This window comes from Mycolicibacterium sediminis (genome assembly GCF_010731735.1).
Classification (GTDB): domain Bacteria; phylum Actinomycetota; class Actinomycetes; order Mycobacteriales; family Mycobacteriaceae; genus Mycobacterium; species Mycobacterium sediminis.
This window is the reverse complement of sequence record NZ_AP022588.1, coordinates 4574661-4595746: the sequence shown is the minus strand read 5'-3', so window position 1 is coordinate 4595746 and position 21086 is coordinate 4574661. Positions and strand designations below refer to the sequence as shown.

The window sequence follows — 21086 nt, the reverse complement described above, 5'->3', positions numbered from 1 at the left end:
TTGGACATCATTCGGGTCACCGTGCCGCATCGGGAAGGGAGAAGCCAGCCACCTGGCGGTAACGCTGCGAGATCGCGTCGAGCTCCGCCGGGCTGATGACGTCGTCGACGTCGTCGAAGGGCTTGTCGCCGGTGCGTTCCCAGACCTCCTTGAGAATCGCGTCCGGTGGGGTCGCGCGGTTGGTCAGCACCACGGCAGACGTCTTGGGACGCCGGTCGGCCTCGTAGGCCTGCAGCGCCGTTGGGACGTCGTCCTCTGCCTGCAGCGCCACGCGCAGCGCGCGTGCGTCGAGGATCGCCTGCCCGGCCCCGTTCGAGCCGCGCGGCACCATCGGATGGGCGGCGTCGCCGAGAAGCGTCGCGCGCCCCACGGTCCACGAGTCCAGCGGGTCCTGGTCCACCATGGGGTATTCCAGCACCGTGTCGGCGCCGCGCAGCAGGGCGGGCACGTCGAGCCAGTCGAAGTCCCAGTCGGCGAAGGCGGGGGCGAAGTCGGCGGGGTCGCCCGGCTTGCCCCAGTCGCGGTCACCGGAATACGGGCGTTCGATCTCGGCGACCCAGTTGATGAGCTGGGTGCCGTCGGGGTTGTCGCGAATCGGGTAGATGACGAGCTTGCCGTCGCGTAGCCACCCGGCGCGCACCATGCTTGCCCCGGATAGGAACGGTCGGCCGACCGTGGTCCCACGCCACATCAGGACCCCGGAGTAGCGCGGCGTGCCCTCGTCGGGATGGAACTGTTTGCGGATGGCCGAATGCACGCCGTCGCAAGCTATCACCGCCCTACTAATCACCGATTCCTGAGGTTGACTGGTCGACGGCGAGCGGAATCGTGCGGTGACGCTCGAGCCGTCCTGGTCGATGCCGAGGCACTGGTGGTCTGTGACGATGGCGTCGGCACCCAGCCGTTCCCGGACGACGTCGGCCAGCGTCAGCTGCAGGTGTCCGCGGTGGATCGACAGCTGCGGAGTGGGATACCCGGCGTAGCGGCCGGCTGGCTCGGTGTAGACGTGCTGGCCGAACCGGTTGTAGAACACCGCCTCCTGCGTCTGCACGGCGATGGCCTCCAGCCGTTCCAGCACGCCGAGCTCGGCCAGGACCGCCGTCGCGTGAGGCAGGACGTTGATGCCGACGCCCAGTGGGCGCAGCTCCGGCGCCGCTTCGTAGACGCGGCACGGAATGCCCGCGGCGTGCAGTTCGAGGGCCAGCGTCAGGCCGCCGATTCCGGCGCCGACGATCGTGATGGGCGTGGTCGTTGTCGTCATGGCCGTGCCTTCTTCGGGTGGGTTAATTTGGTGTGCATGTCGATTCGATCTGCGAGGATCTGAACTTCGGAGGCCTCGTCGAGCGCGATCTCGCCGTGGCCGCGGCCGATGCCGCTCTGCTTGAAACCACCGAACGGCATCGAGGGATCCGATGCGCCGACGCGGTGGATGTTGACGAAGACCGATCCGGCCTGGATGCGCCGTCCGACGTCGAAGGCGTGATCGACGTCGTCGGACCAGACCGACGCCGCCAGGCCGTACTCGCTGTCGTTGGCGAGCGCAATGGCCTCGTCCTCGGTGTCGTACGCGAGGATGGGTACGACTGGACCGAACTGCTCCTGCTGCACCAGGGCCGAGTTCTGTCGCAGACCGGTCACGATCGTCGGCCGGAGGAAGTACCCGCCGTCGGCGTCGGCGTCGAGGTACTGCCCAACCTCGGCGACGCTGGCACCCTCGCTCCGGCTCGCCTGGATCAGATCGGTGACGGTGCGGTGTTGCTGTCGATTGTTCAACGGACCCATCCGGACTGCGGGGTCCAGGCCGTCACCGACCACGAGCGTGTCGGTCGCCGCGGTGAAGGCCTCGGTGAATTCGTCGAACAGGTTGCGGTGCACGTAGAGTCGTTTGGGTGCGTAGCACACCTGCCCGGTACTGGTGAAGGCGCCCCGCACCAGTTCATCGATCAGTTGCGCGTCGACGGTCGCGCTGTCGAGGACGATCGCTGGATCGTTGCCGCCCAGTTCTAGGCTGAGGTTCTTCAGGTTCACGCTCGCGTCACGCATGATGGCGCGGCCGGTGGCGGTACTTCCGGTGAAGCTGACCTTTCGCACCCGCGGGTGGGTGGTCAGTGCCGCGCCGACGTCCTGGCCGGATCCCGCGACGACGTTCACGACTCCGGGTTCGACGGCAGACGCCAGCCTTCGCAGAACCAGCGCCAGTGCCAACGGCGAGTTGTCGGGCAGTTTGACCACGACGGTGTTTCCGGCCACCAGTGCGGGTGCGATCATTAACGTGGCGAGCAGCACGGGATAGTTCCACGGCACGATGACAGCGACCACACCCATGGCGGCCCGCCGTTCGACGATGCGTCCCCGGTGGTCCTCGGTGGTGGTTTCCCGGGACGCGTAGTCCGCCAATCCGGTGTAATACCTCAGGGTTCGGGCCGTGTTGGCGATCTCCGCAGTCGCGTCGGCGAGGATCTTGCCGTGTTCGCGGGTGAGCAGCGTGGAGAGGTTCGCGAGGTCGGCGTCGATGGCGTCGGCGGTCAGCGTCAGAGCGGCGGCGCGATCGCGTGCGGGCCGGGCCGCCCAGCCGGGGAACGCGGCTTCGGCGGCGGCGACTGCCGCGTCGACCGATGCGCCATCGCCGGTGGCGTACCCGCCGACGGTCTCGGTGAGGCGGGCCGGGTTGCGCACCTCGGTGATCGGCCCGTCGACGTCGCGACCGTCGATCAGGAGTGGGATGGTGACCGTGGCGGCCTGGTCGGTGGCGGTCATGACACGTCGATCGTGACGACCGGCGTCTCGCCGGCGAATGCGATTGCGGTGCCCCGGGTGACGCGGGATACGCAGCAGCACATCCGGCGGTTGGCTTCGCGCTGACGGGCGCTGTAGAAGACGTCGCGGTGATCGACGATGCCGTCCACCCCGAGGAGCTTGACCTCGCAGAGGCCGCACTCGCCCTTGCGGCAGTCCGACATCATGTCGACACCGGCGCCCTCGAGCGCCTGCAGCATCGACTGATGCGTTCCCACCCGCGTCTCCACGTGCAGTCGCGGGATCCGCACGATGAACTCATCGGCCTCGAACCATCCGCTGTTGCCGAAGGTTTCGTAGCGCAAGTTCGAGGCGGGCAGGTCGACGTCGGCCCAGCACCGGCGGACGGCGTCCATCAGTCTGATCGGGCCACACACGTACAGTTCGGTGTCGTGGTCGACGGTCTCCACCAGCTTGGCGGCGTCCAGTGACGTGCCCTCGTCGTCGACGTGGACGACCAACCTGTCGCCGTGCAGCTCCTGCAGTTCGGACAGGTACGCCATCGCCGGCCGTGAGCGCCCGACGTACACGAAGGTGTAATCGGCATCCAGGTGTCGAAGCACGCGCGCCATCTCGGCCACGGCCGTGATGCCGATGCCCCCGGCGAGAAGGAGGTAGCCGGGGGCGCCCACGCGCAGTGGGAAGTTCTGCAGCGGCTGGGTCAGCTCGATCGACTCACCCATGGTGAGCGAGTGCATGAAGACCGATCCGCCCCGCGAGTTCGGCGCGCGCAGGACGCTGATGACCAGTCGCTTTCCACCGTCCTGGGATTCGATCACCGAGTAGGAGCGGGTGTCGCGCCGCCCGTCCACGTGGACGGCGACGTCGACGTGTGAACCGGGCTGAGCAGGAACGGGATTGGACACCTCGACGACGATGCGGCGGATGTCGGTGGCGACGGCGCGCGTCTCGACGACGGTGCCGAGTTGCCAGACTTCCCTATTTGTGGCAGCCATTGGTCGACCCCGTCAGTTCTGCGGGTGGAGGCGCCCTTCGGCCTCCAGTTGGCGGGTGAGCAGTCGGCGTATCCACATACCGCCAGCGTCGATGTTGAGGTTGTAGAACTCGTAGTCCGGGTTGGCGTCGATCGCCTTCTGCTGGGCCTGCAGCATCGCCGTGTCCTCGGTGAAGACGTGCCGGATGCCGTCGCGGATCTGCGTCGTCAGAAGCTGACTGTCCATCAGGTAGTTGCGCATCCACGCCCAGTGGTAGCGGCACGTGGTGTCGGTCTCGGGGGTGATGGTGTTCATCACGTAGCCGTTGATGCCCTGGCTGCGATCCCCCTGCGGCGCTCCGGTGCCGGTCTTGGCGACGCCGACGTCGATACAGATGGTCGAGGGGTACTGGTAGTGGATGATCTGCCACCGGTCGACGTTGCCCTCGAAGCCGGGAAACTTGTTGCGCATCTGGGCCGCCATGAACGGCACCGGTGGGATGTCGATCATCCACCTGCTGAGCGTGACGCTTTGGCCGTCGTGCACTACGTCGAACGCCGAGGTGCTGATGTTCTCCCCACCGATGCTGCTGGTGTGCAGGAACTCCTCGTGGGTGAGGTCCATCAGGTTGTCGAGCACGAGCTGGAAATTGCATTGCAGCGCAATCGTCTCCCCATCACCGGCCCACTCGTCCATCTGGTGCATGTCGGGCACGTCGTCAGCCTTCGCGAGGTAGGGGTCCCCCAGCCATACCCAGACGAAGCGGTGCCGTTCCACGACGGGATAGGACGGCACGGTCGCGCTGGGGTTGAGGACCTCCTGAGCGGGCATCGACGCGCAGCGACCCGCCGAGTCGTAGACGATGCCGTGGTAGGGGCACCGGATTCCGTCGCGACCGACGAGCTTTCCCATCGAGAGGGGGGCGAGGCGGTGCCAGCAGGCGTCGGCGAGCGCCACCGCCCGGCCGTCCTCGGTCCGGTACAGCACCAACGGTGTTCCGTTGACTCGCACGGCCGTCGGCGTGCGACCGACCTCTCGATCCCACGCGGCGACATACCAGCCGTTGCGCGGTGCGGGTTGCGTCTTGATCGTGGTGGAGCTGCGAGCTTCGACCGTCGTCATGGTGCGTGAGCCTTTCCGGTTCGGGCGCCCCGTCAATGTGGGCCGCGTCACGTTCTGAGCAAAGAGTATACACATTGACATCGAAGCGCAAGGGGCTCGAACAACCAGAAATCGAACTCCACCAAAGTGTAGACACATTGACTTGAGATGGGTTACGGTGGTCCACGTCACAAAGGCAGAGCGTGTCGCATCGCATGGAACGACCCGATACATCAAGGAGGCACAACATGATCGACATCAGCCGGACGATCCCGATCAACGACGGCATCGAACCCCCGCTGACGGTGGATGACGTGTGGGCCGGGCTCGTCGAGAAGGCCGAGAATCCACTCCCCTACGTCGCCGCGATCAGCGCGTGCACCGTCGTCGACCGGTTCGAGGGCGGCCTGGTCCGCGACATCGAGCACGTCGGCCCCGTCCGCGAGGTCGTGACGTTCTACCCGAAGAAGCTCGTGCACTTCGTCCGCACCCACGGCGCCGCGCGGGGAACCATCGACAACGAGATCTGCGTCGACGAGGCCGGCAATGACGTGCTGAAGTTCAGCTTCCGGCTCGTTGTCGACGGAATCGTCGAGGGTAGCGCTGAGGAAGCGGCGTTCGGCGAGCAGATGCGGTCGGACTATTTCGACGCCGTTCACACGACGCTGCAGGCCGTCCGGGACCGCATTGTCGGTAGCAGCACGTCGGCCGCGAGCTAGGAGGATGAACGTCATGGTGGCACCGACAGCCGCTCAGGTCTTCGCGATCGTCGATTCGATGGATCTGGAAGCACTTTCAAAGCTTTACGCAGACAACGGGTCGCTGGTCTTCGCCAACCGGCCCGCCTTGATTGGCCCCGACGAGATCCGCGAGGGGGTCGGATGTTTCTACGACACCATCGCCGGATTGAAGCACACTATCCTCGCCGAGTGGACGTTCGGCGCCGACACCGTCGTCGAGCTGACCGTCACCTACCGTCGTCACGACGGTGGCGAGGTCACCATCCCCGTGGCCACCCTGTGGCACGTCGACCACACGGGCAAGTTCGACAGCTACCGCGTCTACTTCGACCTCGCTCCCGTCTATGCCTGAGTATCCCGAACTCGCGGGCAGGGTCGCGGTGGTCACCGGCGGTGCCGGCGGCATCGGTCGCGCCTGCGTCAATGCCTATGCCGCCCAGGGCGTGTCGGTGGTCATCGCCGATCGCGACGACGCCGCGGGACGCGCGACGCTCGACGGTCTGCCGCCCGGTTCCAAGGCCATCTTCGTACCGACCGACGTGACCGACGCGGACTCGGTCAGAGCGATGGTGCGGGCCGCGGTGGACACCTTCGGCGGGCTGGACATCGCCTACAACAACGCAGGCGTCGAGGCGGCCGGCAAGGCCGTCGCCGACATGGCCGACCGGGACTGGCAACGCGTGATCGACGTCAACTTGACCGGTGTGTGGCAGTGCATGCGCGCCGAAATTCCCGCACTGCTGGCCCGCGGCGGCGGCTCGATCGTGAACACGGCATCAGCGTTGGGGCAGGTGGCCTTGCCGCTGCAGGCGTCCTACGTCGCCTCCAAGCACGGCGTGATCGGATTGACGAAGGCTGCGGCGCTCGAATATTCGACACGCGGGATTCGGATCAACGCGATCTGTCCCGGGGTGGTGCAGACGGCCATGATCGACGAGGTAGCCGCCGCCAACCCCGGCTTCATGGCCGACATGTACGCCAAACATCCGATCGGCCGCATCGCTGCCGTCGACGAGATCGCCGACGGCGTCCTGTGGCTCAGTTCGTCTGCATCGGCGTTCGTCACCGGCAGCGCGCTGAGCATCGACGGCGGCTACAGCGCCGCATAATGAGAGGGGAAACCGAACGTGACTGACTTCGACGGCAAGGTGGCCATGGTCACCGGCGCCGCCCGCGGCATCGGCGCCGCATCGGCCATGGCGCTCGCGAGCGCAGGCGCTGCGGTGGCGATCTGCGACGTCCTCGACGAGGACGGAGAGCGCACCGCGGCCGGCATCAACGCCGCGGGTGGCTCGGCCATCTACGTCCACACCGACGTGGCCGACGCCCCATCGGTCGAGTCCACAGTCGCCCGGATCGTCGATCGCTTCGGTCGCCTGGACTTCGCCCACAACAACGCCGGTGTGTTCAGCCCGGCGCCGACGGCCGACCTCGACGTCGAGCGGTGGCGGTGGGTCATCGACGTCAACCTCACCGGCGTCTTCTTCTGCATGAAGTACCAACTGCCGCACATCGTGAAGAACACCGGCGCAGTGGTCAATACGGCATCGGTGTGGTCCCAGGCCGGCGCCGCCACCCAGGCCGCCTACAGCGCCAGCAAGCACGGCGTAGTCGGACTGACCCGCACCGCCGCCCTGGACTACGGCACCACCGGGGTCCGCATCAACGCCATCGCCCCCGGACCCATCGCCACTGCGATGACCGCCTCGGTGCCCACCGAGATCATGGACGCCGTCGTCGGCCGCACGGCTGCAGGCCGCTACGGCCAACCCGATGAGGTCGGCAAGGCCGTCGTATGGCTGTGCTCACCGGACTCCTCCTACGTCAACGGCGCGGTCCTACCCGTCGACGGCGGGTGGCTGGCCGGATGAAACCCGAGTGCTCCAACCACATTCAGCGATCCTCTCGACATCAGGAGAACCGACTATGACCAACCGCAATTGGGCACTGGCGCAGTACCGCACCTCGGACGGCATCGCGACCGGCATTCACGTCGACGACCACGTCCTCGCGGCGCCACCAGTCCTCGAGGGTCTCGACGTGATGGAACTCCTCGCGGACTGGGATCGCTGGGCCGACGTGCTGCGCACCCTTGACCTCGATGGCCTGACACCGGTCGCGGACGCCGATCTGGTGGCACCACTGACCTACCCCAACAAGGTGATCTGCGCCGGGGCGAACTACTACGATCATGCCGATGAAATGGGAGTCGATCGACCAGACCCGGCGGTCGAGCCCTTCTTCTTCCTCAAGACACCCACCACCACCGTCGTCGGTCCCACCGCGGAGGTCGCCATCTTCGACGACGGTCGCTCCCAGGTGGACTGGGAAGCCGAACTGGGCGTCGTGATCGGTCGTCGGTGCGCGAACGTAGACGCCGCCGACGCCGCCGAGGTGATCGCCGGCTACCTCGTCGCCAACGACGTCTCCGACCGCGGGGTCTTCCACCGAAACGGAGCGGTGGCACCTCCCTTCGAGTGGGACTGGCTGGGACACAAGAGCCAGGACGGCTTCTGCCCGCTCGGCCCGGGACTGGTACCGGTCTGGCTGGTGCCGGACCCGCAAGCGCTCAAGATCCGGCTCGAGGTCAACGGCATCGTCAAGCAGGACTCCAACACCTCGCAGATGGTCGTGGACGTGTACGGCTTGATCGCTTCTGCGAGCCGGGTGTTCACCCTCGAGCCCGGGGACGTCATCCTCACCGGCACACCCGCAGGAGTCGGCATGCCGCGCAAGGACTTCCTGCGCCCCGACGACGTCGTCACGATCGAGATCGAGGGCATCGGCCGCATCTCGAACAAGGTCGTGGCCAAGTGACGAGCCCCGCCAACACCGCAACGACTCAGTGGCCGGCCGTCGGACCGGTACCCACGACGATGCGTGCGGTTGCGTTCCACGAGTTCGGCGGCCCCGACGTACTGCGTGTCGACGAAGTGCCCACCCCCCGACCGGGTTCCGGTGAAGTCCTCATCCGCATCGCCGCCGTGAGCGTCGGCCGATTGCTCGACCTCGTCGCCCGCTCGGGCCGCCACCCCTACGCCACGTTCACCTTCCCGCACGTGCTCGGAGCCGAGCACACCGGAGTCGTCGCGGCCGTCGGCGACGACGTGACGGGATTCACCATTGGCGACCGGGTCGCGACGTTCCCCGTCCTCACCGACCCGAGCTGTCCCATGGTGACCTCGGGGTTTGCCGAACTCTCACCCACTGCCCGGATCATCGGCACCCACCTGTCCGGCGCGTACGCCGACTACATCGCGGTACCCGCCACCAACGTCTCGGCCGTACCCGACGGTATGTCCCCGGCCGACGCGGTGGCGCTAGCGCTGGCCGGCGTGGTGGCGATGAACCAGTTCACCCGCGCGGGACTCGCACCGGGACAACGGGTCGTCGTGCAGGGAGCGTCCTCGGCACTCGGATCCACCACCGCACTGCTGGCTCGACATCTCGGGGCCCGGGTCATCGTCACCTCGCGCGACGAGGCCAAGCGCACCCGGCTGCGGGAACTCGGCTTCGACGCCGTGCTCCAGGCCTCCTCGACGAGCTTCGCCGACGACGTGCGTGACGTGTTCGACGGCCACGGTGCCGACATCGTCGTCGACAACCTTGGCGACCCGCTGGTGTGGACCCACGGCATGGATGCGCTGGCCGCCGGCGGGGCCATGGTGTCCTCCGGCGCGTTCCTGGGCAGGACGGTACCGGTCGACTTGCAGCGGCTCTACTCGTTCGGCCAACGGGTCATCGGCGTGCGCTCGGGCAATCTCGACGCCGCACAACGCCTCTGGGAGGAGGCGGCCGCGGGCTTCCGCAGCGTGGTGGACCGGACCTTCCCCCTCACCGAGGCCCCGCGGGCACACGAGTACGTCGAGGCCAGCGCCAACGTCGGCCGCGTCGCCCTGCTCACCGAACCCGATGCGTGACCCACACCAACTCCCCAGAAAGGCATCCATCCCATGACCGAAACACCGTATACCACAGGCGAACCCGCAGCACCGGTGTCCAAACTGGGCTACGTCACCTTCGACACGCCCGACGTCGAACGCATGACCTGGTACTACACCAAGGTCCTCGACCTCGAGGTGGTCGAACAGTCACACGACTACGCCTACCTCACCACCGGCGCCGATCATCACTGCGTCGTCATCCGCAAGACCGACGGCGTCAAGCCCCGCTCCGCGGTCGGCTACGAGGTATGGGGTTCGCTCGGCGACGCCCACCAACGACTGAAGAACGCCGGCTACGACGTCGAGCGCCGATCCGACGTCGCACCAGGCACGCCGGACGTCCTGGTGATGGCCGAGCCCTCGACGGGCGCCGAACTTCACCTGTTCGAGAACCCGACCCCGAGCGGTGTCGACGGCCGAGCCACGCTGCGCCCGACCAAGCTCGGGCACGTCGCTGCCTTCACCACCGAACTCGAACGGCTGCAGGGCTTCTATCAGGATCTGCTGGGCTTCAGGTGGTCCGACACCATCGGTGACTTCTTCGTCTTCCTGCGCTGCAACGCCGACCATCACGCCGCCAACTTCCTTCGTAGCGTCAATAGAACGGGTATGCACCACATCGCCTATGAGATGCGGGACCCCAACCACCTGATCACCATGGTCGACCATCTGGCCAAGAACGACTTTCGGCTGCATTGGGGCCCCGGCCGCCACGGACCCGGCCACAACATGTTCACCTACCACCGCGACCCCGACGGCAACACGATCGAACTCTTCACCCAGCTCGACCTCATCCTCGACGAGTCCAAGGGGTACTTCGAGCCCCGCCCCTGGCACGAGAACTACCCGCAGTACCCGCGGACGTGGGAGGTCGACATCGCCACCATCAACATGTGGGGCCCGGTCACCGAGTCGGAGCTGGAACGGTGAGGACCCAGACGCACGTCGAGGATCCGGCGTTGGAGCAGCTGTACGGCGACTTCGCCGCCGAACACCTCAATCCGCTGTGGACCCAACTCGGCGACCTCATGCCGATGGTCCCGACTCCCAAGGCCGTTCCGTTCGTGTGGAAGTGGTCCACCTTGTACCCGCTCGCCCAGCGAGCCGGTGACCTCGTCCCCGTCGGTCGCGGCGGCGAACGGCGGGCGATCGCCCTGGCCAACCCCGGCCTCGGCGGGCTCCCCTACGCCACCCCCACACTGTGGGCGGCGATCCAGTACCTCGGCCCCAAGGAGACCGCACCCGAGCATCGCCACAGCCAGAACGCGTTCCGCTTCGTCGTCGAAGGCGACGGGGTGTGGACCGTGGTCAACGGCGACCCGGTCGCAATGCGGAGAGGCGATCTGCTCCTCACCCCGGGGTGGGCGTTCCACGGTCACCACAACGAGACCGACCACCCGATGGCATGGATCGACGGCCTGGACATCCCGTTCGTCAACTACACCGACACCGGATTCTTCGAGTTCGGCTCCGACGGCGTCACCGACGAATCAACACCCGACGTGTCCCGGGCGGAGCGCCTGTGGTCACACCCGGGTCTGCGACCGCTCGTCGGTCTCGGCAGGCGAACCACCACGCCCATCACCGCCTACCGATGGCAACACACCGACGCCGCACTGCACGAGCAACTCGCGTTGGAAGACGAGGGGTACGCCGCCACGACCGAACCCGGCCACGCCGCAGTACGTTTCACCAACCCCACCACCGGTGGTGACATCATGGCGACCATCCGGGCCGAGTTCCACCGACTGCGTGGTGGCACCCACACCCGGGCCCGACGCGACGTCGGCTCCACGGTGTACCAGGTGTTCGACGGCACCGGCCGATTCCACCTGGGAGACGACACCACCGAAGTCGGCACCGGCGACCTCGTCGTTGTCCCGTCCTGGACGGAATGGTCCATCGAAGCCGAGACCGACTTCGACGTGTTCGCGTTCTCGGACGCGCCCATCGTGGAGCGCCTGCACATGGACCGCAGCCACGTCACCGAAGGAGCATGACCATGAGACTCGCCACCCTGAGAACCTCGACCGGCACCGCGGCCGTGCGGATCGACGATCCCGCGACCGCGACGATCATCGACGGCTTCGCCGATCTGTCGGTCCTGCTGACCGACCCCGACTGGGAGACGCTCGCACGCGACGCGGCAGGCGCCACGGTCGACCTTGCCGGCGCCGACTACGCTCCGGTGCTGCCGAACCCGGGCAAGATCGTCTGCGTCGGGTTGAACTACGCCACCCACATCACCGAGATGGGTCGCGACCTCCCGCATTACCCGACGCTGTTCGCGAAGTTCGCCGAGGCGCTCACCGGTCCCTACGACGACGTCGTGGTGCCCGGATACGCTGCGGCCGAGCTGGATTGGGAGGCGGAGCTGGCGGTCATCGTCGGGGCGCGGGCCTATCAGGTCGCCGAGGCCGACGCCGACGCCTACATCGCAGGCTACTCGGTGATCAACGACTACACGATGCGGGACTACCAGTACCGCACCCTGCAGTGGGATCAGGGCAAGACGTTCGAGAAGACGAGCGGGTTCGGTCCCCACCTGGTCACCAACTACACCCTCGGGACCCGCATCGAGGCGCGTCTAGAGGGCGAGGTGATGCAGAGCGCCAGCACCGACGATCTAGTGTTCGGCCCGGCGAAGCTCGTCGAGTACATCAGTCACATCGTCACGTTACAGCCGGGCGACGTCATCATCACCGGCACCACCGGCGGTGTCGGCCACGCCCGCAAGCCCGCCCGCTACATCCAGAGCGGCGAGACCGTCGAGGTAACCATCGACGGGATCGGCAGCGTCAAGAACAAGACGATTGTCAAGTAGGCATCGTATGGCGTTCGACGCACTCGAGCTCTCAGAGCGGGTCCTGATCGCTCGTCGGGGCACCGCGTATCTGGCGCAGCGCATCGCGGAGTTGACCGACGCCGACTTCGGCGGCGGCACCCTGCTCGACGGTTGGACCCGACGACACTTGGTGGCCCACGCGGCCTACAACGCGGTGGCGCTGTGCCGGCTGCTCGACTGGGCTACCACCGGCGAGGAGACGCCGATGTACACCTCCGCCGAGCAACGACATCGCGAGATCGCCGAGGGCGCCACCCTCAACGCCGGAGCATTGCGAAACCTGTTCGCGCACAGCTGCGCGCGGCTGGACGAGAAGTGGCGGCACCTTCCGGGTGCTGCCTGGCGGGAGACGGTGCGCACCGCGCAGGGCAGACAGGTGCCCGCCGAGGAGACGGTGTGGATGCGCACCCGCGAGGTCTGGGTCCACGCGGTCGACCTCGACAACGGGGGTCGGTTCGGCGACGTTCCGGTCCCGGTTCTGGACTCGCTGCTCACCGACGTCATCGGAGCGTGGCGCACCAGGGGCGACGGCGCGGGTCTAGTTCTCGCCGTCGCCGGACGGGAACCCGTGGTCGTTCACGACGATGCCGCGCCGACCATCACCGTCTCGGGTGAGCTGCCCGCCGTGGTCCGCTGGGCAGCCGGCCGCGGCGCCATCGGCGTTACGGCCGGGACCGCAGGTGACGCCGTCGCGCCGCGGTGGCTCTAGCCAGCACGAGGGCCGCCGCCGTCCTCAGTTCAGCCGGCGGCCTGCCAGCCACTGCGACAGGCTCTCGACGTCGGGATCCAAAGTGCGGGTGCGCGCCCGGTCCGCCTGGTAGGCGGGTGTCTCGTTGAGCCAACGCCACATCGCGGCCTGATCCACGTCCTCCACGTCCTCGACCGGCTGAGGTGCGAAAACCGCAGGTGCGCCGAGGCGTTCGGCAATGTGGTCGGCGATCTGCGCACCCGTGAGGTCGTCACCGGCGATCTCGACTGCCGATCCGGGGTCGGGTGGGCTCAGCAGGAACGCGGCCGCGACCGCCCCGATGGTGCGGACCGATACCATCTGCAGCGAGGCATCCTGGGCCAGCGGCAGTACCACACGGATGACCCCACGCTCCCGGTCCATCTTCGACGGGAGATTCTCCATGAACCACGTCGGCCGTACGAAGGCCACCGGCACGGAGTCGAGCAGAAACCGCTCGACGCGTCGCTTGCTCTCGAAGTGCGGCACCCCGCTGTTTCGATCGGCCCCGCCGACCGAGCTGTATACCACGAAGGGCAGCCGGGCCCGCTCGGCGGCGCGGGCGATGACGCGTCCGTTGGCGACCTCCTCGTCGATCCCCCCGGGACCGGTCATGGTGGTCATCGCGAACGCCGCGGCCGCGCCGTCGAACAGCCCCCGGACCGAATCCTCCGAACCCAAGTCGATCTCCGTCAGCTCCACACCGTGATCACCCAGCGCCACGGCCCTGGGAGCCTTTGGGTCTCGCACCGCGGCACGCACCGTCGCGCCGGCGTTGAGCAGCATCTCGACCGCCGCGCCGCCCTGCTGACCGGTTGCACCGATCACCGCAACGGGGGCGGCGCTGTCACTCTGCCTCATCAATGCCGCCCCCTGCTCCGGGCAACCGCGGTGCGCACCGCGGGCACGACCTCCTCGGCGAAGCGTCGCGTCTGGGTGAGGTCGTCGTCGGGGGCACCGAAGATGAACGTGTCCATGCCGGTATCGACGGCCAGCGTCGTCAGATCCTCGGTCCACTGCGAAACCGTTCCTCGAAAGCGATCGCCGGTCTCGTGGTCGCCAATCTCGCCGAACACGTTGTAGGCGCGCACGATCGTGGATGGGTCACGGCCGGCGTCGGTGGCCCCGCGGTCGATCTGCGCGCTCATTGCGGGAAGTGCCTCCGGCGGGAAGTAGGAGTTCGACGGGAGCCACCCGTCGGCATGCCCGCCGAGATACCGGAGCAGCTTGGGTCCACCGACGCCCAGCCAGATCTGCATGTCGTGGGCGGGTTGGGGACCGGGATGGACGCCGTGGAGCCCATAGAAGTCGCCGTCGTACCTGACCGAGCGCTCGCCCGACCACATGAGTCGGGTTACCTCGACCGCTTCGCGCAGCGCTCGGGCGGCCTCTCCGGCGGTACGCCGCGGCCCGCCCATGGCCACGATCGCATCCCAGAACGCTCCCGCTCCGAGCGCCAACTCCACCCGCCCGCCGGAGATGACGTCCAGGCTCGCTGCCGTCTTGGCCAACACCGCCGGGTTGTGCAGCGGCAAGTTGGCGACATCGGGCACCACCCGTACCCGGTCGGTGCGCGCCAGCAGCGTCGCCATGAACGCCCACGCCTCCAGGAAGTGTTTTTGGTATGGATGATCCTGTACGCCAATGAAGTCCAGTTGATCATCAGCGATTTCAGCGATGGCGTAACTATTGTCGAGGAGGTCCGGGCTGGGGGTGACGAAAACCCCGAATTGTAGATCTCGTCCGTAGTCGGTCATGTTAGATTTCCTTCCCTCTCGGCTGACGCCCCTGCGGCGGACCGTCTCGTCAGACGGATGACGGGTATCTCGCGGTCGGTCTTCTGCTCGTACTTGCCGAATTGCGGTGCTGACGCGATCACCGTCCTCCAGGCGTTGGCTCGGGCGTAGCCGTGGAGTTGTTCGGCGGCGACGTCGACGTGGAGAGTGCCGATCTCGATGCGCACTTGGTCCGGGTGGGCGGCGATGTTGTGGTACCAGGCTGGGTTGTTTGGCGCGCCGGCCGCGGAGGCCACGACCAGCCAGGCGTCGGGGCCGTCGGTGAAGTATCCGACCGGTGTGCTCCGCGGCTGCCCGCTCTTCCTGCCCACGGTGGTCAGCACCAGCGCATCGATCTTGCCGAACTTTCCACCCGTGCGGCGCAGCACACCCATCATGGCGCGGTTCATCCACCGCAGCACACGTCCGTTGCCGGGCTGGCGGGCGCCCTGTGTGCCGTTGGTGGCGGTGAAGGTCATCGCATCCACCCGCCTGCCACGTCGAGGGTCGATCCGGTGACGTAGGAGGCGTTCTGCGACAGCAAGAAGGCGACCGTGTCGGCGATCTCCTCGGGCCGCGCGAGCCGACCGAGAGCGTTCATCGAGCGAGTCACGTCGTGCGGCGCGACCTTCGCCAGCGCGGGATGGACGTAGTCCGCCCCGTTCTCGGCAGCCATGTCGGTCGCCGTTCCGCCCGGAGCGACGGCATTGATGGCGATGCCCACCTCGGCCAGTTCCGGTGCGAGGTTGAGCGCCATCGCCGTCACTGCAGCCTTGCTCGCGGCGTACAGCGTGTGGTGGTGAACGGCGATGCGTGCACTGACCGACGACGTCAACACGATGCGGCTTCCCGGCGGCATCACTGCAGCCGCGGCCTGTACCGCGAACAACTGGCCGCCGACGTTCGTGCGGAACACGTCCTCGAAGTCGGCGAGGGTGATCTCCGCCAGCGGGGCGAAGTGCTCAATGCCCGCATTGCTCGCCAGCAGGTTCAGGGTCCCAAACTCGGCGACCACCTTGGTGACCACGTCGGCGATTTGATTGGGGTCGGTGACGTCACCGCCGAACGACTCGGCGCGATGTCCCTCCGAGCGCAGATCCTCGACGAGTTCCTCGGCGGCGCCGGCGTTGGACCGGTAATTGATGGCGACCGTGGCGCCCGCCTCGGCCAGCCGCCGCGCGATGGCGGCGCCGATACCGCGGCTGCCACCGGTAACCAGGGCGACGCGGCCGTCGAATGTCGTACTCATGTTTGATCTCTCGTTCTCTCGTCAGGACCCGGAATCACGCCGGGGTCGGTACCGCGTCGAGTGCGGGGTAGTCGGTGTATCCGTGGTCGTCGCCCCCGTAGAAGGTGGCGCGGTCGGGTGCGTTCAGCGATGCCCCCGTTGCCAGACGGCGGGGCAGATCGGGATTGGCCAGGAAGGCCGCGCCGAACGCCAGCAGATCGGCCGTGCCATCCTCGACCAGGCCCAGCTCGTCCGAACCGGTGAATCCACCCGGCGTCGCTGGATTGAGGATCAGGGTTCCGCCGAACCGATCACGCAGCTCGTGGGTGAACTCGCGATCACTCGTCTCCAGGACGTGAAGGTAGGCCAGCCCCGTGGACGCCAACGCGTCGACGAGTGCGAGATAGGTGTGGCGGTAGTCGTCTTCGCGAATGTCGTTGAGCGGATTGTTCGGCGAGATGCGCAGCCCGACGCGGTCGGAGCCGATCGCATCCGCCACGGCCTCGACGACGCGCAGGGTCAAGCGGATACGGTTGTCGACCGAGCCACCCCAATTGTCGCTGCGCAGGTTGGCGTTGGAGGACAGGAACTGGTGCAGCAGATAGCCGTTGGCGCCGTGCACCTCGACACCGTCGAAGCCGGCAGCAACGGCGTTGCGGGCCGCTGCTGCGAAGTCGAGCACCGTCTCGGTGATCTGCTCTTCGGTGAGTTCATCGGGAACCACGAAGGGCTGCATGCCGTCGAGGGTAAAGACCTCCCCGGCCGGTGCGATCGCAGACGGGCCCACGGGAACCATGCCCGACGGGAGCAGGCTCGGGTGACCGATACGACCGGTATGCATCAGCTGGGCGAAGATGACGCCGCCGCCCGCGTGGACGGCGTCGGTGACGGACCTCCACCCGTCGACCTGCTGATCGGAATGCAGGCCCGGGGTGTTCGGATAGCCCTGGCCGATCACCGATGGTTGCGTGCCCTCGGTGATGATCAGGCCGGCGCCGGCCCGTTGGCCGTAGTACTCGGCCATGCTCGGCGTCGGTGACGCACCCGCGCCGTACGCGCGGCTGCGCGTCATCGGTGACATCACGATGCGGTTCTTCAGCTGAATGGCGCCCACCGTGGTGGGGTCGAAAGCAGTGGTCATCACAGTTCCCTCGTTCCATACTCTTCACGGCCACGGTTGGTGACCTGGTCTTCGCCGATCCGCGTTTGACGCGGGCGGTTACCTGTCCGAACAGCTAAACCCCGAATGTCATTCCCTGCACGTGAAAATCGACTACGAACAGCCTGTGGCACATAGCCGATGTCCCATTCTCGGGTGTAAACTGCTCGGACATGAAACGTCCATCCAAGGCCGACGGTTCGACGGCGGCCTCACTCGGTTCCAGCGTTCCGCTGCCCGCCGCCGCAGAGAGCGGCCCCATCAGTCACGCCATCTTCCGCGTGGCGCGGTTGCACCGGATGATCGCCGGGCACCTGCTGCGCGAGGTGGGGTTGCACCCCGGACAAGAAATCGTGATGATGCACCTCTGGCAGGCCGGGCCCCAACGCCAGGTCGACCTTGTGCGGGTGCTGGACTCGGATGCCGCCACGATGACCCGGACGATCCGACGGCTGGAGAACGCGGGTTTCGTCCGCCGCGTGGCGACGCCAGCCGACAAGCGGGCCTCGCTCATCGAGCCCACCCCCGCGAGCATCCCGCTGCGCCAGCGCGTGGAGAGCATCTGGGCCGAACTCGAAGACGCCGCCGTCGGCGGGCTCGGGGATTCAGAGTGTCGGGTCATCGAGGGCAATCTCCTGACGTTGGAGGCGCGACTCAGCCGTGTTGCGGACGGCCTGGGACACTAAGCCGCGCAGCGGGCAGCCTGCGGTGTGTCCGCTGATAAGAGCCTCGGCCCGTCGTCAACATGCGCTACCAGATCGGAATGTCGCGGCCGCAGCCTCTTTGGTCGTCTGGACGCGGGCCGAAGTAGCGGCGTTCGGACTCGGCGATGGCCAGGTCGTTGATGCTGGCCTCGCGTCGGGCCATCAGGCCGTTGCCATCGAACTCCCACAGCTCGTTACCGTAGCTGCGCCACCATTGGCCACGCAGGTCGCGGCACTCGTACTGGAAGCGCACGGCGATCCTGTTGCCGTGAAAGTCCCAGAGGCTCTTACGCAACGAGTACTCGAGCTCCCGCTGCCACTTGGCGGTCAGGAACTCGACGATGTGCTCACGGCCGGTGAGGAAGACGTCACGGTTCCGCCAGACGCTGGTGGGGGTGTAGGCCAGGCTCACTCGTTGGGGGTCGCAGGTGTTCCACGCGTCCTCGGCAGCCTGCACCTTCTGCGCGGCCGTCTCTAGGTCGGAGGGCGGAAACGGTGGACGGGCCCCGTCATTCATCACTTGGCTCCTTTCGTTCGACCCCGGCGGGTGCTCGGCACCGATGGGCCACCAGGTCTTTGACAAATCGTACGAAGTACCATCGCGCGTTGCCGGGCCCTGAAAGTTCGACGGCACCAAGATAGGTGGGTGTCACCGAACGGCGGCAGGCCTAGGGGCACCGCGGCGCGTGCCGGATGACCGGCCCCGGCCTGCTTTGGCTCGTCGCCGTCGAGGGAAGCGCGTGACGGATCTCCCGACGGGACTTGACACCGAGCTTCGAAAAGATGCTTCGCAGGTGCGCGTCGACGGTGCGCGGACTCAGCACCAGCTCCGCAGCGACCTCCTTGGACGTCTTCCCGTCGGCAACGCGTTCGGCCACCTCGAGCTCCTGGTCCGAGAGCTCTCCCCTACGGCTGCGCGGCTGTGGCGCCATCTCCCCCGCCGCCCGCAGTTCCCGCGACGCACGCTTCGCGAACAGCGCCGCGCCCGAGACGGAGAACGCGTCGAAGGCCTCCCGCAGATGGACGCGCGCTTCGCTGCGCCGTTGACGACGGCGCAGCCACTCACCGAACAGCATGTGACTGCGCGCCAACTGGATTGGCGTCCGACTCGCCCGCAACTGGCCGATGGACTCCGTGAACAGTTCCTCGGCGTCCGACTCCCCGGCCACCAGGGCCTGGCACCGCCGGTGAACGCCCAGCGCCCACGGCGTGCCTGCAGCTTCTGTATGCCGCCCGAGGCGCGTGGAGAGTTCGACGGCCTTGTCCATGCGACCACCGAGGGCAGCCGCCTCCACGAGCTCCGGCGGAATGAACACGTGGAACCAGAGCTCGTCGAGACCGGAGCTGGCCTCCGCGGCAGCGAGCGCCTCCCGGTAATTGCCCGTTGCATTGTTGATGAGCAGTCGCGCATAGGCCACTGCGGCCAGCTGCATGGGTCTTGGCCCCAGCGTCGCTGACCCCGACAACCGCTCGCACAGCTGATCGGCGGTCCGGCGATCACCGCGCCACGCGGCGACCCCGAGCTCGACGAGCTCGGGAACGACGTCGGAGTACTTCTTGGCCTCGGCGACGCATTCAGCGGCACGCCCCAATTCCCCTGCGTGCATGTGAACCAACGCTCGCGAGGCGAGCGTAACCGGCAGAGCACCAACCCTTCCCGTGTCACGCACCACCGCGACCTGCTCGTCGAGGATCCTGGCGAGCGCGTGATCGTCCCACGCGATGCTGCAGGTAATCCACGCCGACGCGGGATTGCAAAGCTCCAGCTGGGCGGCATCCTCGGACAACGCATCCACGGCTCGTCTAGCCTGTGGGACGGCTGCCGCGCGGTCGCCGAACATCGCCGAGGACAACGCCACCGCGGCGAGATCGGCGAACCCCGCCCCGTCGGGCTCTGACGCCTGCTGATTGATCACCGACACCTCGTCGGTCAAGTCCGTCCCGTGGCCGGTCCAGTATGCGGCGACCAAGGCCTGCAGCCATATGGGCGCCCCCTCACCCGGTTTTCGCGTAGCCAAGCGATGCGCTGCAGCTACCAAACCTCTGGCCTCTTCTGCACGCCACGTCTTCGCGAACGCCGATTGAGCATCGAGGGCGTCCAGCCGCATGGCGTCCATCTCGTCGGTCGCGTCGAGCCGCGCCGCGGAAGTCAGGGCGGCCGCGGCGTCCACGTCGCCGGCGTCCAACTTCACGGCAGCGGCGTCGATCGTCAGGTGAAAACGACGTGCGGGGTGGGCCGAAAGGGCGGCGGCTCGTTCCAGGAAGGCAGCCCCAGCTGCGAAACCACCTCTCCTGCAGGCCACCTTCGCGTTGGCCTCCAGCTCGCGTGACACGTCCTCATCAGGACCGATTGCCGCCTGGCCTCGATGCCAGGCACGCCGGTCGGGCGCGTTCGCCGCGTCCGTTGCCGCGGCGAGTACGTCGTGGCTCGCCCGGCGCTGCGACGCATCGGCCCAGTGGTAGACCGCCGAACGTGCCAATGGGTGGGCAAAAGTGACGCGTCTGCCGATGGTCATCGAGACGGCGTCGGCGGCGGCTGCCGCATGTTCCTCGACGCCCGCTGATTGCGCTGCCCGCCAAAGCAATGCGGGATCACCCGTGGGGTCACTGGCGGCGAGCAGCGCGAAGCTCTGCGCTGGGCCGGCGAGACCGTCCAGGCGGCCTTTGTAGTCGTCCATCAGAGGCCTCGGAGGAGTGATGATTCCGGGAAGCGCATAGCCACCGGCCAGAGCAGCTGCGGTGCGGACACAGCCTGCGATACCTGCAATCGCAGCGGGTATCCCGCGGGCCTCGCCGAGGATCTGGTCGCGGACCGCGGTATCGAGGGGCGCACCCAACGTCGAGGACAACAATCGTCGTGCACCGTCGTGCAACAGCGGCGTCAGAGGAAGGTGAGGCAGTTCATCGAGAGCGGCGACCCCGTGGTCAGGACGGGCGAGGAGGACGACGGTCACCGGCTCGTGGCCCAGTCGTCTCGTCGCAAGGACGAGCGCCTCAGCGCTCAACGGGTCGAGATGGTGGGCATCGTCGATGAGACACAGGGTGGGGGCCACCACCGCGAGCAATGCGACGACGCCCAAGCCGACCTTGAAGGGATCGACCTGGCCGGGCCGCAGCCCAAAGGCCATCTCG

Annotated in this window: 22 protein-coding genes; 11 read left to right on the top strand and 11 right to left on the bottom strand. The window is 67.3% G+C overall.

Translation table 11 applies throughout. The annotated features are described in order from the left end of the window. Positions 1 to 16: 16 nt before the first annotated feature. Genes G6N64_RS22025 through G6N64_RS22010 form a run of 4 tightly spaced genes read right to left on the bottom strand, consistent with a single transcriptional unit; the run spans position 17 to position 4853 of the window. The gene (locus G6N64_RS22025) at positions 17 to 1261 is read right to left on the bottom strand and encodes a flavin-dependent oxidoreductase (protein ID WP_163799755.1); all 1245 of its coding nucleotides are present in this window, start codon (positions 1259 to 1261) and stop codon (positions 17 to 19) included. Beyond that, positions 1258 to 2757, bottom strand: coding sequence for an aldehyde dehydrogenase family protein (locus tag G6N64_RS22020; protein WP_163799753.1), 1500 nt, complete (start codon positions 2755 to 2757; stop codon positions 1258 to 1260). Before G6N64_RS22020 ends, G6N64_RS22025 begins: the two co-directional genes overlap by 4 nt. Further along, positions 2754 to 3752: a PDR/VanB family oxidoreductase gene (locus tag G6N64_RS22015; RefSeq protein ID WP_163799752.1), complete on the bottom strand. Its 999-nt coding sequence runs from the start codon at positions 3750 to 3752 to the stop codon at positions 2754 to 2756. The genes G6N64_RS22020 and G6N64_RS22015 overlap by 4 nt, the downstream gene beginning before the upstream one ends. Before the next feature lie 12 nt (positions 3753 to 3764). Next, positions 3765 to 4853 (bottom strand): aromatic ring-hydroxylating dioxygenase subunit alpha, encoded by a 1089-nt coding sequence (locus G6N64_RS22010; RefSeq protein ID WP_163799750.1) that lies wholly within the window; start codon positions 4851 to 4853, stop codon positions 3765 to 3767. Positions 4854 to 5080: 227 nt separating this feature from the next. Between G6N64_RS22010 and G6N64_RS22005 the strand changes: the two genes are divergently transcribed. The 10 genes from G6N64_RS22005 to G6N64_RS21960 are packed head-to-tail and all read left to right on the top strand — an operon-like array spanning position 5081 to position 13070. Then, positions 5081 to 5551 carry an SRPBCC family protein gene (locus tag G6N64_RS22005; RefSeq protein ID WP_163799748.1) on the top strand — a complete coding sequence of 157 codons (471 nt, stop codon included), beginning with the start codon at positions 5081 to 5083 and terminating at the stop codon, positions 5549 to 5551. Between the two features lie 13 nt (positions 5552 to 5564). Continuing rightward, positions 5565 to 5924 (top strand): nuclear transport factor 2 family protein, encoded by a 360-nt coding sequence (locus G6N64_RS22000; protein ID WP_163799746.1) that lies wholly within the window; start codon positions 5565 to 5567, stop codon positions 5922 to 5924. After that, positions 5917 to 6681 carry a glucose 1-dehydrogenase gene (locus tag G6N64_RS21995; RefSeq protein ID WP_163799744.1) on the top strand — a complete coding sequence of 255 codons (765 nt, stop codon included), beginning with the start codon at positions 5917 to 5919 and terminating at the stop codon, positions 6679 to 6681. Before G6N64_RS22000 ends, G6N64_RS21995 begins: the two co-directional genes overlap by 8 nt. Before the next feature lie 18 nt (positions 6682 to 6699). Next, positions 6700 to 7443 carry an SDR family NAD(P)-dependent oxidoreductase gene (locus G6N64_RS21990; RefSeq protein ID WP_197748301.1) on the top strand — a complete coding sequence of 248 codons (744 nt, stop codon included), beginning with the start codon at positions 6700 to 6702 and terminating at the stop codon, positions 7441 to 7443. A gap of 55 nt (positions 7444 to 7498) precedes the next feature. After that, entirely contained in the window at positions 7499 to 8389 is an 891-nt protein-coding gene (locus tag G6N64_RS21985; protein ID WP_163799742.1) for a fumarylacetoacetate hydrolase family protein, read from the top strand. Next, positions 8386 to 9492, top strand: a complete 1107-nt coding sequence (locus tag G6N64_RS21980; RefSeq protein ID WP_246230757.1) for a quinone oxidoreductase family protein — start codon at positions 8386 to 8388, stop codon at positions 9490 to 9492. The genes G6N64_RS21985 and G6N64_RS21980 overlap by 4 nt, the downstream gene beginning before the upstream one ends. Before the next feature lie 33 nt (positions 9493 to 9525). Further along, positions 9526 to 10446, top strand: coding sequence for a VOC family protein (locus G6N64_RS21975; protein ID WP_163799740.1), 921 nt, complete (start codon positions 9526 to 9528; stop codon positions 10444 to 10446). Then, on the top strand, positions 10443 to 11516 hold the full coding sequence (locus G6N64_RS21970; protein WP_163799738.1) for a cupin domain-containing protein: 1074 nt from the start codon (positions 10443 to 10445) through the stop codon (positions 11514 to 11516). Before G6N64_RS21975 ends, G6N64_RS21970 begins: the two co-directional genes overlap by 4 nt. 2 nt (positions 11517 to 11518) lie before the next feature. Further along, positions 11519 to 12340, top strand: a complete 822-nt coding sequence (locus tag G6N64_RS21965; RefSeq protein WP_163799736.1) for a fumarylacetoacetate hydrolase family protein — start codon at positions 11519 to 11521, stop codon at positions 12338 to 12340. Positions 12341 to 12347: 7 nt separating this feature from the next. Further along, positions 12348 to 13070, top strand: a complete 723-nt coding sequence (locus G6N64_RS21960) for a maleylpyruvate isomerase family mycothiol-dependent enzyme (RefSeq protein WP_163799734.1) — start codon at positions 12348 to 12350, stop codon at positions 13068 to 13070. 24 nt (positions 13071 to 13094) lie between these two features. Here G6N64_RS21960 and G6N64_RS21955 read toward each other — a convergent pair whose 3' ends face one another. The 5 genes from G6N64_RS21955 to G6N64_RS21935 are packed head-to-tail and all read right to left on the bottom strand — an operon-like array spanning position 13095 to position 17232. Then, complete coding sequence (locus tag G6N64_RS21955) at positions 13095 to 13949, bottom strand: NmrA family NAD(P)-binding protein (protein WP_163799733.1); 855 nt, start codon at positions 13947 to 13949, stop codon at positions 13095 to 13097. Next, a complete protein-coding gene (locus G6N64_RS21950; protein ID WP_163799731.1) occupies positions 13949 to 14845 on the bottom strand; it encodes an LLM class flavin-dependent oxidoreductase in 897 nt (298 codons plus the stop codon). Before G6N64_RS21950 ends, G6N64_RS21955 begins: the two co-directional genes overlap by 1 nt. Beyond that, positions 14842 to 15342 carry a nitroreductase/quinone reductase family protein gene (locus tag G6N64_RS21945; RefSeq protein WP_174266860.1) on the bottom strand — a complete coding sequence of 167 codons (501 nt, stop codon included), beginning with the start codon at positions 15340 to 15342 and terminating at the stop codon, positions 14842 to 14844. The genes G6N64_RS21950 and G6N64_RS21945 overlap by 4 nt, the downstream gene beginning before the upstream one ends. Then, the gene (locus G6N64_RS21940) at positions 15339 to 16112 is read right to left on the bottom strand and encodes an SDR family NAD(P)-dependent oxidoreductase (protein WP_163799729.1); all 774 of its coding nucleotides are present in this window, start codon (positions 16110 to 16112) and stop codon (positions 15339 to 15341) included. Before G6N64_RS21940 ends, G6N64_RS21945 begins: the two co-directional genes overlap by 4 nt. Before the next feature lie 34 nt (positions 16113 to 16146). After that, entirely contained in the window at positions 16147 to 17232 is a 1086-nt protein-coding gene (locus G6N64_RS21935; protein WP_163799728.1) for an alkene reductase, read from the bottom strand. Positions 17233 to 17423: 191 nt separating this feature from the next. Between G6N64_RS21935 and G6N64_RS21930 the strand changes: the two genes are divergently transcribed. Continuing rightward, positions 17424 to 17936, top strand: a complete 513-nt coding sequence (locus G6N64_RS21930) for a MarR family winged helix-turn-helix transcriptional regulator (protein WP_163799726.1) — start codon at positions 17424 to 17426, stop codon at positions 17934 to 17936. Positions 17937 to 18000: 64 nt separating this feature from the next. Here G6N64_RS21930 and G6N64_RS21925 read toward each other — a convergent pair whose 3' ends face one another. Together G6N64_RS21925 and G6N64_RS21920 are read right to left on the bottom strand one after the other, a co-directional pair. Beyond that, the gene (locus G6N64_RS21925) at positions 18001 to 18471 is read right to left on the bottom strand and encodes a nuclear transport factor 2 family protein (protein ID WP_163799724.1); all 471 of its coding nucleotides are present in this window, start codon (positions 18469 to 18471) and stop codon (positions 18001 to 18003) included. A gap of 151 nt (positions 18472 to 18622) precedes the next feature. Continuing rightward, a complete protein-coding gene (locus tag G6N64_RS21920; RefSeq protein ID WP_163799722.1) occupies positions 18623 to 21082 on the bottom strand; it encodes a helix-turn-helix transcriptional regulator in 2460 nt (819 codons plus the stop codon). Positions 21083 to 21086: the final 4 nt, after the last annotated feature.